Annotated in this window: 11 protein-coding genes; 3 read left to right on the forward strand and 8 right to left on the reverse strand. The window is 32.4% G+C overall.

Annotation, left to right across the window (positions count from 1 at the left end):
• Positions 1–212 precede the first annotated feature (212 nt).
• Positions 213–980 carry a methyltransferase domain-containing protein gene (locus BUB80_RS06205; RefSeq protein ID WP_073291912.1) on the forward strand — a complete coding sequence of 256 codons (768 nt, stop codon included), beginning with the start codon at positions 213–215 and terminating at the stop codon, positions 978–980.
• A 53-nt stretch (positions 981–1,033) separates the two neighbouring features.
• On the opposite strand, the gene BUB80_RS06210 is transcribed toward BUB80_RS06205, so the two are convergent.
• The 3 genes from BUB80_RS06210 to BUB80_RS06220 are packed head-to-tail and all read right to left on the reverse strand — an operon-like array spanning position 1,034 to position 4,257.
• A complete protein-coding gene (locus tag BUB80_RS06210) occupies positions 1,034–2,284 on the reverse strand; it encodes a hypothetical protein (RefSeq protein WP_073291914.1) in 1,251 nt (416 codons plus the stop codon).
• On the reverse strand, positions 2,284–3,225 hold the full coding sequence (locus BUB80_RS06215) for a hypothetical protein (protein ID WP_073291916.1): 942 nt from the start codon (positions 3,223–3,225) through the stop codon (positions 2,284–2,286). The genes BUB80_RS06210 and BUB80_RS06215 overlap by 1 nt, the downstream gene beginning before the upstream one ends.
• A gap of 3 nt (positions 3,226–3,228) precedes the next feature.
• Entirely contained in the window at positions 3,229–4,257 is a 1,029-nt protein-coding gene (locus tag BUB80_RS06220; RefSeq protein ID WP_073291918.1) for a hypothetical protein, read from the reverse strand.
• Positions 4,258–4,730: 473 nt separating this feature from the next.
• Here BUB80_RS06220 and BUB80_RS06225 point away from each other — a divergent pair, with 473 nt between their 5' ends.
• Positions 4,731–5,909 (forward strand): T9SS type A sorting domain-containing protein, encoded by a 1,179-nt coding sequence (locus BUB80_RS06225; protein ID WP_083547079.1) that lies wholly within the window; start codon positions 4,731–4,733, stop codon positions 5,907–5,909.
• A gap of 72 nt (positions 5,910–5,981) precedes the next feature.
• On the opposite strand, the gene BUB80_RS06230 is transcribed toward BUB80_RS06225, so the two are convergent.
• On the reverse strand, positions 5,982–7,178 hold the full coding sequence (locus tag BUB80_RS06230) for an FAD-dependent oxidoreductase (protein WP_073291921.1): 1,197 nt from the start codon (positions 7,176–7,178) through the stop codon (positions 5,982–5,984).
• Positions 7,179–7,262: 84 nt separating this feature from the next.
• Positions 7,263–8,054, reverse strand: a complete 792-nt coding sequence (locus tag BUB80_RS06235) for a helix-turn-helix domain-containing protein (RefSeq protein ID WP_175549569.1) — start codon at positions 8,052–8,054, stop codon at positions 7,263–7,265.
• 199 nt (positions 8,055–8,253) lie between these two features.
• Here BUB80_RS06235 and BUB80_RS06240 point away from each other — a divergent pair, with 199 nt between their 5' ends.
• Positions 8,254–8,952 (forward strand): DUF1826 domain-containing protein, encoded by a 699-nt coding sequence (locus tag BUB80_RS06240; RefSeq protein ID WP_073291991.1) that lies wholly within the window; start codon positions 8,254–8,256, stop codon positions 8,950–8,952.
• Between the two features lie 211 nt (positions 8,953–9,163).
• Here the strand turns inward: BUB80_RS06240 and BUB80_RS06245 are convergent, their stop codons facing one another.
• From BUB80_RS06245 to BUB80_RS06255, 3 genes are all read right to left on the reverse strand, one after another.
• Entirely contained in the window at positions 9,164–10,612 is a 1,449-nt protein-coding gene (locus BUB80_RS06245) for a 5-methylcytosine restriction system specificity protein McrC (protein WP_083547081.1), read from the reverse strand.
• On the reverse strand, positions 10,612–12,669 hold the full coding sequence (locus tag BUB80_RS06250) for an AAA family ATPase (RefSeq protein ID WP_073291924.1): 2,058 nt from the start codon (positions 12,667–12,669) through the stop codon (positions 10,612–10,614). Before BUB80_RS06250 ends, BUB80_RS06245 begins: the two co-directional genes overlap by 1 nt.
• A 253-nt stretch (positions 12,670–12,922) precedes the next feature.
• Complete coding sequence (locus BUB80_RS06255; protein WP_073291926.1) at positions 12,923–15,097, reverse strand: DNA/RNA helicase domain-containing protein; 2,175 nt, start codon at positions 15,095–15,097, stop codon at positions 12,923–12,925.
• Positions 15,098–15,105 lie beyond the last annotated feature (8 nt).

Below are 15,105 nucleotides of genomic sequence, written 5' to 3' on the forward strand. Positions count from 1 at the left end.
TTAAAACTTTGCGTTTAAAAGGAGTTTTAATGATTATACTCTTTATCATCTTGAAATGAATCTTAATAATATAATTCAAAAGTTATATCATAGATTCTTCGAAGATGACTAACTTTATGTTTATTATGATTGTTAAAAAAACTTTTTTAGTATTTCTTTTTCTTTGATTCCCTCTAAAAACAGTAAATTTAATCAACCTAAAAATTACAATTATGCCTTGGAATCCTGAGATTTATAATCAATTTAAAAATATACGCTTCAAACCATTTTTTGATCTTGCCGATCTGATTAAAGATGAAAACCAGATGAAAGCCATTGATCTGGGTTGTGGAACAGGCGAACAAACGGCCATTCTTACTGAAAAATTTCCGGATGCTACATTTGTTGGAATTGATTCATCAAGTGAAATGCTTGAAAAGTCTAGAACATTGGAAAATGATCGACTTCATTTCCGACAAGCAACAACGGAAGAAGTCTTGAATAGTGATGAAAGCTGGGATCTTATTTTCAGTAATGCGGCTTTGCAATGGTCTGATGAGCATCAAACTTTGTTTCCAAAACTGATCTCTAAGCTAAAAACTGATGGTCAATTAGCCATCCAAATGCCTTATCAGCCGGGAAATATTCTGAATCAAATTCTGTTTGAACTTGCCAATGAAGAACCTTTCAAATCTCAACTCAACAGCTGGAACCGACCATCTGCAGTTCTTACGATAGATGAATATGCACAAATCTTATTCGATAACGGAATTGAAGAGTTGAATTTGTCTCAAAAGGTCTACCCTATTATTGCAGAAGATCATGAGACTTTATTTAATTTTATTTCCGGATCAGCTCTGATACCTTATTTAGAAAAATTGAATGAGGAACAGAAAATAACTTTTACAACAGAATTTAAACAACGAATTGCAAAGAACTTTCCGAAGCTTCCGGCGATTTATTCTTTTAAGAGAATTTTGATGTACGGGATAAAAAAATAATCATAAAATCGGCTTGAACTTAAACTTCAAGCCGATATTATTTATTTAAGACGTTACCAATTTGTAATTCCTCCGACTCGAATATCGAAGTCTTTTGCATTATAGAAAAATGCAAAATAACAGGCATAAGATGCGATCAATACTAGCAACAATATAAATGTGGCTATTTTATAGCCGTCTGATTTGGTTTCCTTGCCTTTACTATTTGGGGAATATCTGTTAAAATCTGAAAGATCATTTCCGTATTGTTGATTTGTTCTTACCTTACCATTAACCCTAGATGTTGAAATGGAGTGTAAAGAATCTACATTTTTATTTTGATTGATAGTATTTGAAAAATGTCTTTTATTTTCCTGATAAAGCTTTTTCGCAGACTCTACATTCCCTTCAGACTTTAATTTCTGAATACTATTTTCAATTCTTTTTGAATATTGATCATATTCTTCATTGATTGTTTTTATTCCGCCTTCAGAATCTTTGATCTTTTTATCATTTTCCTGATGTCGGATTTTGTTTTGCTCAATCTGTTGAGTAATATCATCAATTATTTTTTTTCGATCCTCTTTTATTATTTCTTTTTCCTTTTCAAATTCACTAATTAAGCTTTGAACGAGGCGTAATCTTTCTTCCTGAAGCTTCTCTATCTCTCTTGTAAATCCATTGGCATCTACAATCTTAAAAATACCTTTTTGCTTTACAAACTCGGCAATCTCATGACTTTCAGTAAAATAAATAGTATCATAAACATTAAGTAAATCAATCGATTTATTAAAAAGTTTTTGTAATTGATCAGGGCTTGTTTCGTTGTAAACAACAAGATATTTATGGGTATTCTGAACAAAATTAAGATCATTAACATCCTTTAGATTAAACCCAATCTTATCAAAATCCTTAGGCTTATTAATCGAAAACTTATCCGAATGATTTGTTGTAATAATGCTTTCTGAAACATTATTATTTTCCAAGCTATCCTGAAACTCATTTAATACATTTATAACCAGACTTTCAGAGCCTATTTTATCTACAAACAATAGACTTGAGCCAATAAAGGTTCCGCCTCTGTGAGAATTCTGCTCTTTTGCAAATGTATATACCGAATAAGAGATGAGGTTGCATCCCGCAGCATAATCTTTACGTATTGAATAGATTTTACTTTTCGGAAAGAGCATAATAGCATCTGTCTTCAAATCAAATGTTCGGATATCTTTTACAATGGCAGCATTTCCGCCCAGAAAAAAAGACTGTCTGAAGCCATTCGGATTTCCAAAGGTTCCGAATGCAGAGAAAAAATAAGTAGTGCTCATTAATTCGTAAAACTAAATTTTAAACGTTCCCAAAATGTTCCTTCATAATCTAAATCATAGCCTACAATACTTCTGTACAGCCATTTTGCCAACACCTCAGCGGTAGAAAGATTCAGTAAATTAATTCTCTCTTCTCCGGTTGCATTTTGCACACTTCCAACCGTATAATAGGTTTTGCTTAAACCATAAGTATTAATTCGCTGTGAAGTCATTGGTAAACGCTCCAATATAAAATTATCAAGCTCCTCAGCACTTTCCACATCCATTCTTCCGGATTTGTCCCATTTAGAAATAACAAGAACAGCATTTACCGATTTTAGATTTTTTCCTTTTCGTTCTAATTCATCCAGAAATTCATTAATTAAACTGTCATCTTTATAAGCAGATTCATAGCTCGTCACAATGATAAAAGTGAGTGGAATGTTAGCATTCAGAAAAGTTTCAATACTGCTGTGATAGCTTCCGCCACGCTTAATATCTTTATGATTTTCGCCTGAAGTTTCTAAAAAAGTAAGATCAATGGGAGTTACTTTCTTGGATTTATTATTAGGTTCAAAAACCAAATCCATACGGGTTACCTGATCTTTTGTTGTTCTATTAGGTAAAATACCTTGTCTTATATTTTCGAAAAAATCAGATAAAAGAACATTCGCTTCTTTTGTATTGGGAGTTCCCAATTTAGGTCTCAAAACTCCTGCGTATGACCTCAGATAATATAACATCGAAGAAAGTATCACAGATTTCCCTGATTCTGCCGTTCCAAAAAAGAATACAAAGTTGCTTTCTTTATTTTTTATGTCATTGGAAATTGTTTTCGCAATCGGAACATAATCATCATGGGTATCTTTATTAAATTCAAATGAAAGAGGTTTTAAAGTTTCTTCCATCTCATTATCGTTTTCAAACAACAATGGTTTTAATTTTTCATTACTGCTTTCCATAGCTTAGTTATTAGGAATTAAAGTGTTCCCTTTTCTTTTATTATTAAATACACTACCTCCGTTATTTCGCCCGTTATTATTAGGATCTGTTACCAATAAAATGATTATTACAATCACAAAATCCAATAAAATACATCCTGCTAACACCACAAACTGGTACATCCCAAAGTTTTTAATGGCATGTTCAAAAGCAAAACCTATTTTTCCGACTTGTTGAGTTTTTGATATAACAGGTTCAAAATGAATTTTCTCATTTCCTAAAACAGTCTGCGCACGGCTTCCTAATTTATTATATTCGGAAAGAGATTCATCAATTAAACCTTGCGACATGTCATCTTTTTCTTTTTTAGATAAAAGCAGTAAATCCTGAATATTTTTATTCCATTTTAAAGTCGCATTATTGACATCTGTTTTTAATGCTCTTTCTTCAGGAGATAAATCCGAAATCATATTATCAATCTGTCTTCCCATTCTTTCTGATAGATCTTCGTAATCGGTCCCAACCGGAGTCAATAGATCAACTTTCTGTCCTGTCAGTTTCTCAATATCTCGAATTAATGACTGAGCGCGGGTTCCGATTCCTTTATTTCCGGGATCTTTGATCTGCTCCATCAACTGCTTTTTCTTGATCTCGATATTCTGAGTAGTTACTTTGTTGTATTTGTAACTCAGTTTTGATTCAACATCGTTTTCAAGATTTGTGAAGTTTTTATTGATTTCCCTAAGTTCATCTGTATAAATATCGGTTCTCATAAATCGGGTATACAACGCATTGAAGTTGGCTATAAAACAGAAAGATGCAATAAAAATGTAGATTCCTACAAGACTTCCCGTAGGCTTTCCTTCCAATTTTGCATTTCGAAGCATCCAACACAAAAACAAAAGTAAGAGTGATAAAACCAATGCGATGACAAACGATGCCGGACCGAAGATTTGCTGTAGACCAAGCCAGGTCTGGTAAAAACTTACACTAATAAGCAATACTGCAAGAATACCCAAAAACAGGTCTGCAGGAGTAATTTTTTTATTCATAATGATTGAGTTATTGTTTTAGTTTTTATAATGCTCAAAACTATAAACAACATCTAAGATAAAATTACGGGAAACCATAAAGGATAATTTCCTTTTCGTTCCTATGATGTGTCCGAAAAATGATACAAACAGAGGCTTGTTATTACAGAAAAGTCAAGACTGGAAACTCCTACTAAAAATTTAAATTGATTCTTTACTTAAAGTAAAAAGTTTAAATGAGTTCATTCTTATCCGTGAATATCATATAGTTAAATATAAAAACACCTGATAGGAAGTGAATCCAGAATATTAGTTTTTATGAATAAATGAAATAGATATTTAAAATAATATAATCTTCATGCTTTACCACTGAATTTTAAGATAAATCTTTCAATAAAAACTCACAATCAATGAGAAACTATATTTTTCAATTACAATATTTCCTACCTTAGTGAAAACTAAAACAAACCTAACAACCATAAAAACAAAAACTTATGAGAACACAATTATCTTCCATGAAAACAGGAATAGCAATTGCTATGGTATTTTTAACAGGAATTCTGAACGCCCAGCAATGGGACGTTAATGGAAATCCGGGAATCAATCCTGCAAATTATGTGGGTACAGTAGATAACAGACCTCTTTTTTTAAGAGTGAATGGGAGTTCTCCTAATCCAGGCCAGGCCTTACTCAACGAAGCAGGTTCTTTTATTGTTGAAACTAACAATAATACAAATTTCGCGAAAGCAAAAGGAAGTATTGTCAATGGGATTTCCAATATTTTGGGTGGAGATGCTTCCAGCTCACTGGTTAGCGGTTGGGAAAATAATCTTAGCAGTGCAGGTGGGGCTAATATCGTTGCCGGACAGTCAAATACAGTACTTAATGGTGCCGGAAAATCTGTGGCATTAGGATGGAAAAATACCATCAGAAATGCCAATCAATTTGCAATAGGCGTTGGAATTGACTTGGGTGATTTTTATTCTGGAGGATTCGGAATTGATCTTGTTGCTACCGGAAACCGTTCTTTCGTAATCGGATCCGGAACCGGAACCGCGAAATTAACGAATAACGTTCCGCTATCCATTATGTTCGGTCTGTCATCCAACTCAACCATGCTTATCAAAGATCAAAGTGTCGGAATACGTACCATAACACCAACTGCTAATTTTCATACAGTAGGAACAGTAAGGTTACAAGGTCTACCTACAGGAACCGGCCGCGGATTAGTGGTAGACAACAATGGGAATGTCATGGTTTCAAGTACTGCATTAAGCAAAACAGCCAACAATGATGAAACAGTAAAACAACTTGAGGACCGAATCAAAAATCTAGAAACTACTGTTGAGGAGCTAAAACAACTGTTATTGAACAAAGGTACTGCAAGTAGTAATCTATCTTCATCATCAGATGTTCCTGTATTATTTCAGAACGCACCTAATCCAACCAAAGGTGAAACCAGCATCCAATATTATTTACCAAAAAATACCCAATCAGCGTCAATAGAAATTTACAGTATTTCCGGACAGCTTGTAAGATCTCTTTCTATCAATGAAAGAGGAAACGGAGCAGTGAGACTTTCAAGCAATGATCTTCAGTCCGGTACTTATGTTTATAAAATGACAGCCGATGGAAAACTAACAGATTCTAAAAAGATGATCATCCAAGATTAGATTTTTAATATATTTATTTTCAAAAAAATGGCCGGTGATATATATTTCGCCGGCTGTTTTTTTTGTAAAGAATTAGTTCTTCTCATTGGCTCCATGCAGAATATTTCCACCTCGTAAAGACAGTTCAACAGCCTGATTGCTGTAGATTCTCATTTTCTCTTCGTAATCTGCTATCGCCATTATCATGTTGGTATTTTTCACCAGAGCCTCACTGATATTTATTGTCAGCAGCGCAGCATCCATAAATGCTGTATTCGCACCGACACCTCCAGCAGGGCTCATGGTATGAACAGCATCACCCAAAGCAGTTATGCTGCCGGACTTCCATTTCTCTTTCGGTAAAGATGATCTGATTGGAGTGATGGATAATGATTCCTTATCAGCATGTTCAAATAATGCTTTCAGTTTAGGATGCCAATGGCCTGTAAGTTTATTAATACACTGAAAAACCTCTTCTGATGGCTGATTGTAAAAGTTTGCCTGAGACAATCCAAAAGCTTCGGGATTTCCAATAAATGCCCAATAAAAATAATTATATATCGGGCTCAAGACATCCCAAGATTTATCTTTTTTGTAAAAATCAAATTTCATTGCATCCGTAATCAGTGAAAACTGATCTCCCAGAATAACAGAAGTTCCTTTCTGGAGTTCTTTTGCTATTTGTTCCTGAGCTTTATCAGTGAAAAATGTCCTGCCATAAATGGTAATATTTCCAGTATTAATTTTCCTGTCTTTACAATATCCTTTTCCTATTTTGGAATGGACACCGTCTGCCGCAACAACTAGATCTGCCACATATTGGGCTCCATCAGCAAATGAAAGCTCTGTTTTTTCATTTGCTAATTCTTTCCAACTAACCAATTCCTTTCCAAATTGAATATTTTCCTGAAGTCCCTGCAGTAGAATTTCTCTTAATGTTAATCGATTAGGTTTCAAATCAGGCATTTCTTTCACTCCGTCACTCCATGATTCAACAAGCTCATTTTTTGATTCTTTAAGACCGGGATTGAATACTCTCATTCCTGTTGTGCTTGTCGCACAGGTTTCAAAAAACAGTTGATATAAATTCTCCGGAAGACATTCTTTTAAAGCATTTCTTCCCAATTCATTGATCCTAATCCTATATCCCTGAGTTCGGACATTCGAAGCTGTATCTTTTTCAAAAATCATATAACTTATTCCATTTTTTTTCAATCCCTGAGCAAGGCACAAACCTCCCAGTCCTCCACCCACAATAGCAATTCGTTTGTTTCTAAACTTTTGTATCATTTTTATTTACCATCAATCCTGTTATATTTTTAATGATTGACAGATACAAAATTATTATACAGTGTCTGGATGTCCGATATCTTTTTAATGGTGATGATGAGACAATTCTTGGTTTCCGGATCTGAACTGCAGGGCCGTTATTCCTGTTCCTTTTTTAAAAAATCTTGAAAAATAAATATGGTCTTCATACCCCAGTTCATAAGCGACCTGCTTCACATCCATTGTGGTATAAAACAAAAGGCGACGCGCTTCCAGTAAAATTTTCTGCCGGATCCAAAAGTTCGCCGGATATCCTGTCACTTCTTTTACCGCCTCATTTAAATAAAGTGGTGTAATAGAAAGAAATTGAGCATACTCCTGTACCTTTTTGTTTATTTTAAAATTTTCATTAATCAACTTTTTAAACTGTCCTGTAATCCAATATTTCTGTCCGTTATTCTGATGTCCTGAAATTTGAGACTGCCCCAGCTTTAAAATGATAATTCCGATAACAGCTTGTACTAATGAAAGCTCAATAGAAGAATTCGTCAAAGCATGATCTTTTTCTATTCTTTCGAATACCGGAGGAAGATCAAAAACGACATCACTTTCATCAGTGGCAACAGCTTGATTGATCCATTGATGCATATCTAGTATTTCCCTGTAAGATTCTGAAACCGCTTCTGCCTTTACAAATAAAAACCAACCTTTATTATCCTTCTGATAAAAATATTGATGGATTTGTCCCGGCCCTACAAAACATAATGAAGTTCCGATCATTTCAACCCTTTTGAAATCTACATCAAGAATAAATTCTCCTTGTTGTTGCAAAATAAACATATAATGGTCATCCCTATGGGTTTCTAGCTGCTTTTCATGAAAAATGGATAAGGGCATTAGTTTTATCCTGAGATTTTCGAGCTGATTGTGATGAGAGGCAATGTTTTTGGACTTTTTCAAAGGCAATCTATTGATGATTAAAGGTAAGAAAATAAATATCGCTGGATTTATAAAAAAAATGAATGATAACATGATCTTCTCCCGTATTCCTTATTTTTGCAAAGAATTATGCTACTCAACCGATAATGCGACCTCTATGAACAATACATTTTCTGACAACAGCCAAATTGGAGTAGTCTTTACTTTTTCTGAACTTGTCAATACCCATTTTCAGGGAGCGATGAATGCCATGTGTTGGCACAGAAATTTAGTGGGCGATTTTAAAGAAATTGTATCTCAACTTCAATTAAAAGAAAACATTACAGAAGTTTCCATTGAAGATCTTTTAGCACTCCAACTTTCAGAAAAAGGGAATTTGGCAAGAGAAATTATCTTACATGATATACAGTTATTGACAGATTTCGGAGCATCGCCTTCTCTTAATTTACTTAAAAACTATGAACGAGATGATGAATTCGACTTCATTTCAACGGATGTATATTCCTTTCATGTAGACCGCTCCCCCATTGGAACGGATACTTTTTTATGTACCTACCATGGTGCTGCAAGTGATATCATCCCTAATGATCAGGTTGAACAAAAAATATTAATCCCGGAAATCAGAGAAAAGCTTAAAAAATTACATGACGGTCCGGAAGCTGAATTTGAAACTTTCCTAAAAGATAATTTCTTCGATCTCCACTATCAACCTAATCCCAATGCCCAACCCGTTAACTTAGGATTGGGGCATCTTTGGCGCCTGGCGGTGGATCATCCTGAACAAGAGGTTTTGCCTTGTGTGCATAGGGCTCCTGTTGAGGAGGGTGGGGAGTTTAGGTTGTTGGTGATTTGTTAAAAATGGGGTTTATCACTTGAAGCACAATATAAAAGTATACCCATGCAATTCATTAGCAGAACATATCAATACAACAAAAGTATTACTGTTTGTTATTGCTAATTATTAAAGTCTATTTATTGTTTATACTCTGTCAAATATTTTATCTGTCATATCAAATTCCAAATTCCCCAATTTATCATATAACCTATTCTTAAATTATAATATGTGTTTATTGATTAAGTAATGGCAAAGAAACTCCAACTTTATAAACCTTATGATAAGGACTAATCTCAGTTTTTAATAGATTTTCAATTCTTAGCAAACCTTTCTCATCAGCATTACTTTGAATTGGTTTCGGATAAATTATTAAACAAGGAATTTCTTCATTGTTATCTTTGTTTAAACCTACTTCCTCTCTCACTTTATTTAATCTTGCATATCCTGCGACCTGTCTAATATCATCGTGAATTTGGCTGTAATTGTATTTTAGTTTGTACTTTGTATCAACCACAATATTATGATCATTTATAGAAATCAAAAAATCAAGAGAATTACCATGTGTAGCAAACTGATAATTAAAATTTGTACTGCTGAGTTCAGGATTATCTGATAATAACTTTGCATAGACATATAGCTCAAACATTTTTGGCATATCAATCCAAAAAGGTGGTGTTGATATTTTTTCAGATGTTGTTTTGGTAATATTGTATGAAAATCGTTTTAAAATCTGTTGCCCAATATTAATGGCTTCTTTGTATTCTTTGAAAAATGGATTGTGTTTTAAGTATTTTACTTCCTGAATATCAGCTTCGGAGCTAATGTGCTCAAAAATCGGACGAATGTAATTGACCATCCAAGAGATATCATTATCTTTTTTAAAATAATATTCGTTATTCTCTACATACTGTGTACAGAATAAAAACACTTTTTTCAGGAAGCGGTTTTCAACAGAATCTTCTCCGAAAACCTGATACTCGCAAACGGTATTAGTGAAGCGGTTTTTAAAAACATTTTGTTTGATTTGCTGCCCTACCAAGATTTTACCTTTCACTCTATTACGAAGATTTTCCTGAACTTTGTAATAAGATTTTTTCAAACCTTTTCTAGCAATATCCTGAAGCAGATTAAGGAATTTTACGACCAAAAATGGCGTTAACAAATCTTGGTTTTGCATAATCGGAATCTCTGGTTTGTCCCAATCTATTAATAGCAAATTATCAGATTCTTGAGCTACTTCGCTTTTTGATATTATGGTCATTAGCATTGCAATAACATCCACTTCGCCAATACCGTTTTCTGTTTCTACCTTTTCTTTAGCTTCTACATTAAAAGTTTCAACTTCTTGATCTGAAGAATTTTCTTCGCCATCTTCAATAGCTTTTTCAAAAGTTGTTGAAACACTGAAATTAAGCTTAGGCTCTACATAAATAAAACGATCATTGGTCAACCAATCTATTCCTACAAAATAATCTGAATTTAAAATAATTTCATCATCATAAATTTTACAATTAAAACAAGAATAATCTTTCCCTCTTTCTTTTTTGAAAATACGAGGAAATATTTCTAATTTTTCTTCCGATGTATGCAAAAGATATTTCTCTTTTTCTAAAACCAGAAGATTGTTATCATTTGTAATTTTCAGGGTAGAAACAATATGTTCTTTAAGGAAAATACCCATTACAGAGATTTTATAAATTCTCTAATTGGTTTTTTGTCATATTCACCAACTAAAATTCCATCTCTCTCATATTCTAACAAAATAGGCTTGACTTCATAATCCATTTTCATTTTAAATAACTCATCTCTTTTTGCTCCATCAACTGCATCCTCCTTTTTTACAATAAAATAACTGTGACCAATTTGTACTGCATCAATTTCAAATTCTTTACTTACATTAGATTCATTAAACAGTGCGGAAACTTTGCTAAAATCATTGGTATTAAAATAGATTTCATCATCTTCTTGTAGTTCTTTGGGCAACACATCTACAAAAGCAAATCGTCTTCTAATCGCATAATCAATATGTCCAACACTTCTATCTGCTGTATTCATCGTTCCGATAATATACAGATTTGGAGGAAGAACTAACTTTTGTGAACCATCAACTTCATACATACTTTCTACTTCTTCACCACGATATTCTAATGCATAAATAAGTTCTCCTAAAACTGATGAGAGGTTGGCTCGGTTTATTTCGTCTATAATTAAAACATAGTTATTATCAGAATCATTTAACGCATCTTCTGCAAACTTAGCTATAGTTTTATTTTCTGCTTCGTAAATTATACCTTCTGCCTCTTCATTCGGCTTCGCAACAATACCTCTAACAAAATCTTCATAAGTATAACTTGGGTGAAACTGAATGATCTTTTGAAAATCTTTTACATTACTTATACTTTGCTCTTCTTCGTTTATCGAATTAAGATGATTCTCATAAAAATGCTTTGCAATTGCATCTTCATAAGATTTAAATCCGCCTGTTCTACCTTTAATTTTCCACAATCTATTATTAAATGAATCTATTATTTTATTGTAAGATGGTCTCCAAGCTTTGCTGGTTTCACTTTTAAGTAAAACTACATTTTTCTCAAAATCCACAACTTCAAACATTGTGTTGTTCTTTCCTTCGATTTTTTGACCTACCTTCAGATTAGATTGAATATAGCTTTTCGTTAAGGTCTTAACCGAAATTGTTTTGGTATTAAAAATATTAAATTCAACAAGTTGCATTGCAATTTCTTTAGCCAATCTTGTTTTACCCGTTCCTGGAGGACCTTGTAAGATGATTTGTTTTTTATATTTAAGAATGTTTATTTGATTTTGCATTTCCGTTTGTTTTTTTATATCTACATTAGTTTTATATGAAATGACTGGCGCTTGGCAACCTACACTTGGATAACCAAATGATTTATGATATTTAAATTCAGCATAATTTTTAGAATTAACTTCATAAATTTTTCTCGCCAAATAAACCCAACTAGCGGATTTACTTCCATCCTTGTAATCAGCTAAATCATTATTAAACCATTCTACATATCCATAATTATTTCTCCAATCAGCTTTATTTAAATCATTTTGATTATACGCAAAATCAATAATTTCCGCTACATAATTAACATTGTAACTTGACGTATAAAAGATTCTAAAGAAACCGTTCTCTTCAATACATTGTCTTAGTAGTTTAAGAGTATTACCAGTACCATTAGGCTTTTTATGATTCCATAATGCTATATAATTACCACTATTAGTGTCCTCAATGGCATCACTCTGCCATCCTGTACTATCTGGGCATACAAGACCAATAATACTTTCTTTCCATTCTGAAATAATACCATAACTAATTCCTGTAAGTAAATGCGTGTAGTTTAATGGATTTTTAACTTCAATTGATAATTCAGAAAAAAAGTCAATAAAATCATTTTTAAATGAAGCGATGTGATAATCTTTTCCGAAGAGATTTTCTGAAATCTGACTACGATGATTTTCGCTTAACATTGTAAAATTATCTACAGGATTTAGTAAATATTCAATTGCATTTTTAATTGATCCATTTTCTAATTTCCCTTCAAACTTGTAAGTAATTAAGTGCTCAATCCAATTATTCATCCGTACATAAGCTAAAGCCAAAACTCGTTTATCTACATATTGATTTAATTCATTCTTTTTATAAGCTTTAGCATCACAATAAGATATAATAGTTAATAAAGCCTTACCAAATTCAAAAAATTCAGGCATATCGTGAAAGACTATTTTAAGTTCATCATAATCTTTTCGCTTTGAAAGAAGAAAGAATTTATTTTCTTCAGATACTTCTAATTCTAAAAAAGTATCTAACGCATTCTTAGCTTTTTGAAAATAATACTCTTCGGAAGTTACTAATGAATAATAATAATAATCAGATTTTATAATAATTCAATAAGTATGATCTGCTAATTATTCATCATTTTTATTGTCTTTAAGCTTTATAGCATTTGTTTGATAACTGAAATTAGATACATAAAATCTTCTCAAACACCCCAATCACCTTAAAATTTATCGTCTCCTCATCTCTTAAAACAATAGATTCATAAGGTTTTGTTGACATTGGTTTTAAAGTAATTTCCTCGTGATGCCATCCATCATCATCGGTTGCTTTTTTACTAAAGTATTTTTTTATGGTATAATTGCCTCCTGTTTCACTATCAAAAATATCACTGCCCTCAACCAAAGTAATCAAACCATTCCTGCTTCCTCCTGTATATTTTTTAAACAAACAGAAACTACCATTGGGAATCACTTTATTCATAGATTCTCCAACCACCTTACAAATGAAATAATCTTGTGATGAATCTAAATTAGTGACTTCAATATACTTTGCTTCTCCTGCAGACTGCAAATCTGAAAAATTACCTGCAGCAATTTCCAAGTTGTAAAAAGGAATAGTAAATTCATTAGGCTCATCTAAAATTATTAAGGGTTGTTTTTGATGATCTTTTTCCTGATGAATCGGGATTAGTTGAGAAAAATACTTTCTTAAATTAGGATTACAGACATAAATATATGTCCCTTCAATTCCTCTAAGTAATATCGTTTTATAAATATTAATGACATAATCCAATAAAACTTTCGGATCTTTTATTGAGTTTTTACCGTTTTTATCTTTATAATTTTCTTTGTAAACAACTAGTTCATTTGTTGTAAAATCATAATCTAATTCAGGTCCAATAATAACTCCTGTATAATTCAGATCGTAACCTTGTGTAGTATGTATACACCCCACTTCATTAATGGCGTTGGGAGAATTAACCCAATCAGTTACTATACTGTTCCACTGTAAAGATGTATCACCAATTACAATATCAAATTTTGATCTATCATTTTTGGAGACCCACTCCCAGGCAAACCCTGCAACCATTCGGGATAATCCTCTTTCCCTTTCCTTTAAATGAATTTGCTCCACCATTACATTTAAATCATCAAACATTTTCAGATCATAAAATCCTATATTTCGATGGTCTTGATTAGCTAAATATGCTCTATCGAAAATTTGATGAACAAAATCGACATATTGATTTCCACCTTTCACTCTAAATTGCTTGCTTAATTTTTCATTACGTGTGCTTGACAATTGCTTTAGAGTGTAGAAACTATCATGAGTGGCATCAGATGGTTTAATGGATTGATATTGATCATAAAAAATAATGGATTTTTCGCTCTGTAGCTGAATCCAATCTAATTCAGAGGTAGTCATTTTATCCAAACCTAAGAGTTCACTATTTTTGTCAAAAGTTCCGAAATAGGAACCTAAGTTTACTCTTCTTCTTAGACGGTGTCCCTCATCGACAATCAATAAATCATATTTTTGTTTGGTGATTTCTGAAGGTCCAATTACCATTTTTGGAGATAATCCTTTAATATTTTTAAAAACATTGGAAATAGTTTTTCGAAAAGAAGCCATTGGTATAACCAAAGCCATATTCAAATCTCCATATTTCTCTTTCACCTTTTCTAAAGTCTTAAATAACTCTTCATCTTTCTCATCAAAATCTGAATAATTAAAATCATTTAAGTCGGTTTTTAAAAGTTTAAAAAGAAAAATAGCAAGGATAGATTTTCCGGTTCCTGCACCACCTTCTATCAAACTTACTTTTGCCTGATCATCAAGAAGGCATACCAAGATCATTTTGAGTCCTGCAATTTGTTCTCTAGAGAGCGATTTATAAGGTGAATATTTAAATAAATCAGAATTATCAATATAATCCAGAGAATGTCTTGCAATCCCCATACTTTGCAACTCACACCAAATATTTTTAAACTGTTCCCAATAAACTTCTTTTTGCTGATAAAATTGGTGATTAGATATACCTAGATTCCCATTTTGTAAAGAATACATTCCGTCTGCAGAAATATACTTGATAAGATTTGATTCAACATCCAAAGTCGCAGATTTATTAAATTTATCGCTTAAGATTAAGTTAACAGTACTTAATTTCTGCTTTTTTTCAATTTTAGAATGTGTTTTTAATCTGTTAAGAACATCTGTGGTTTCTCCTATATAGGCTTCTTTATTTTTATTTTCTTCTAAAAAATAAACTAACGGCCAATTAAGAAAACCCCTATGATTTTCTATAATATTAGATTCTAAAGTATGGTCAAAGGGATACTGCTGTATAGAAAAATTCATTATTAAAA

This window comes from Chryseobacterium polytrichastri, from assembly GCF_900142445.1.
Lineage (GTDB): Bacteria > Bacteroidota > Bacteroidia > Flavobacteriales > Weeksellaceae > Chryseobacterium > Chryseobacterium polytrichastri.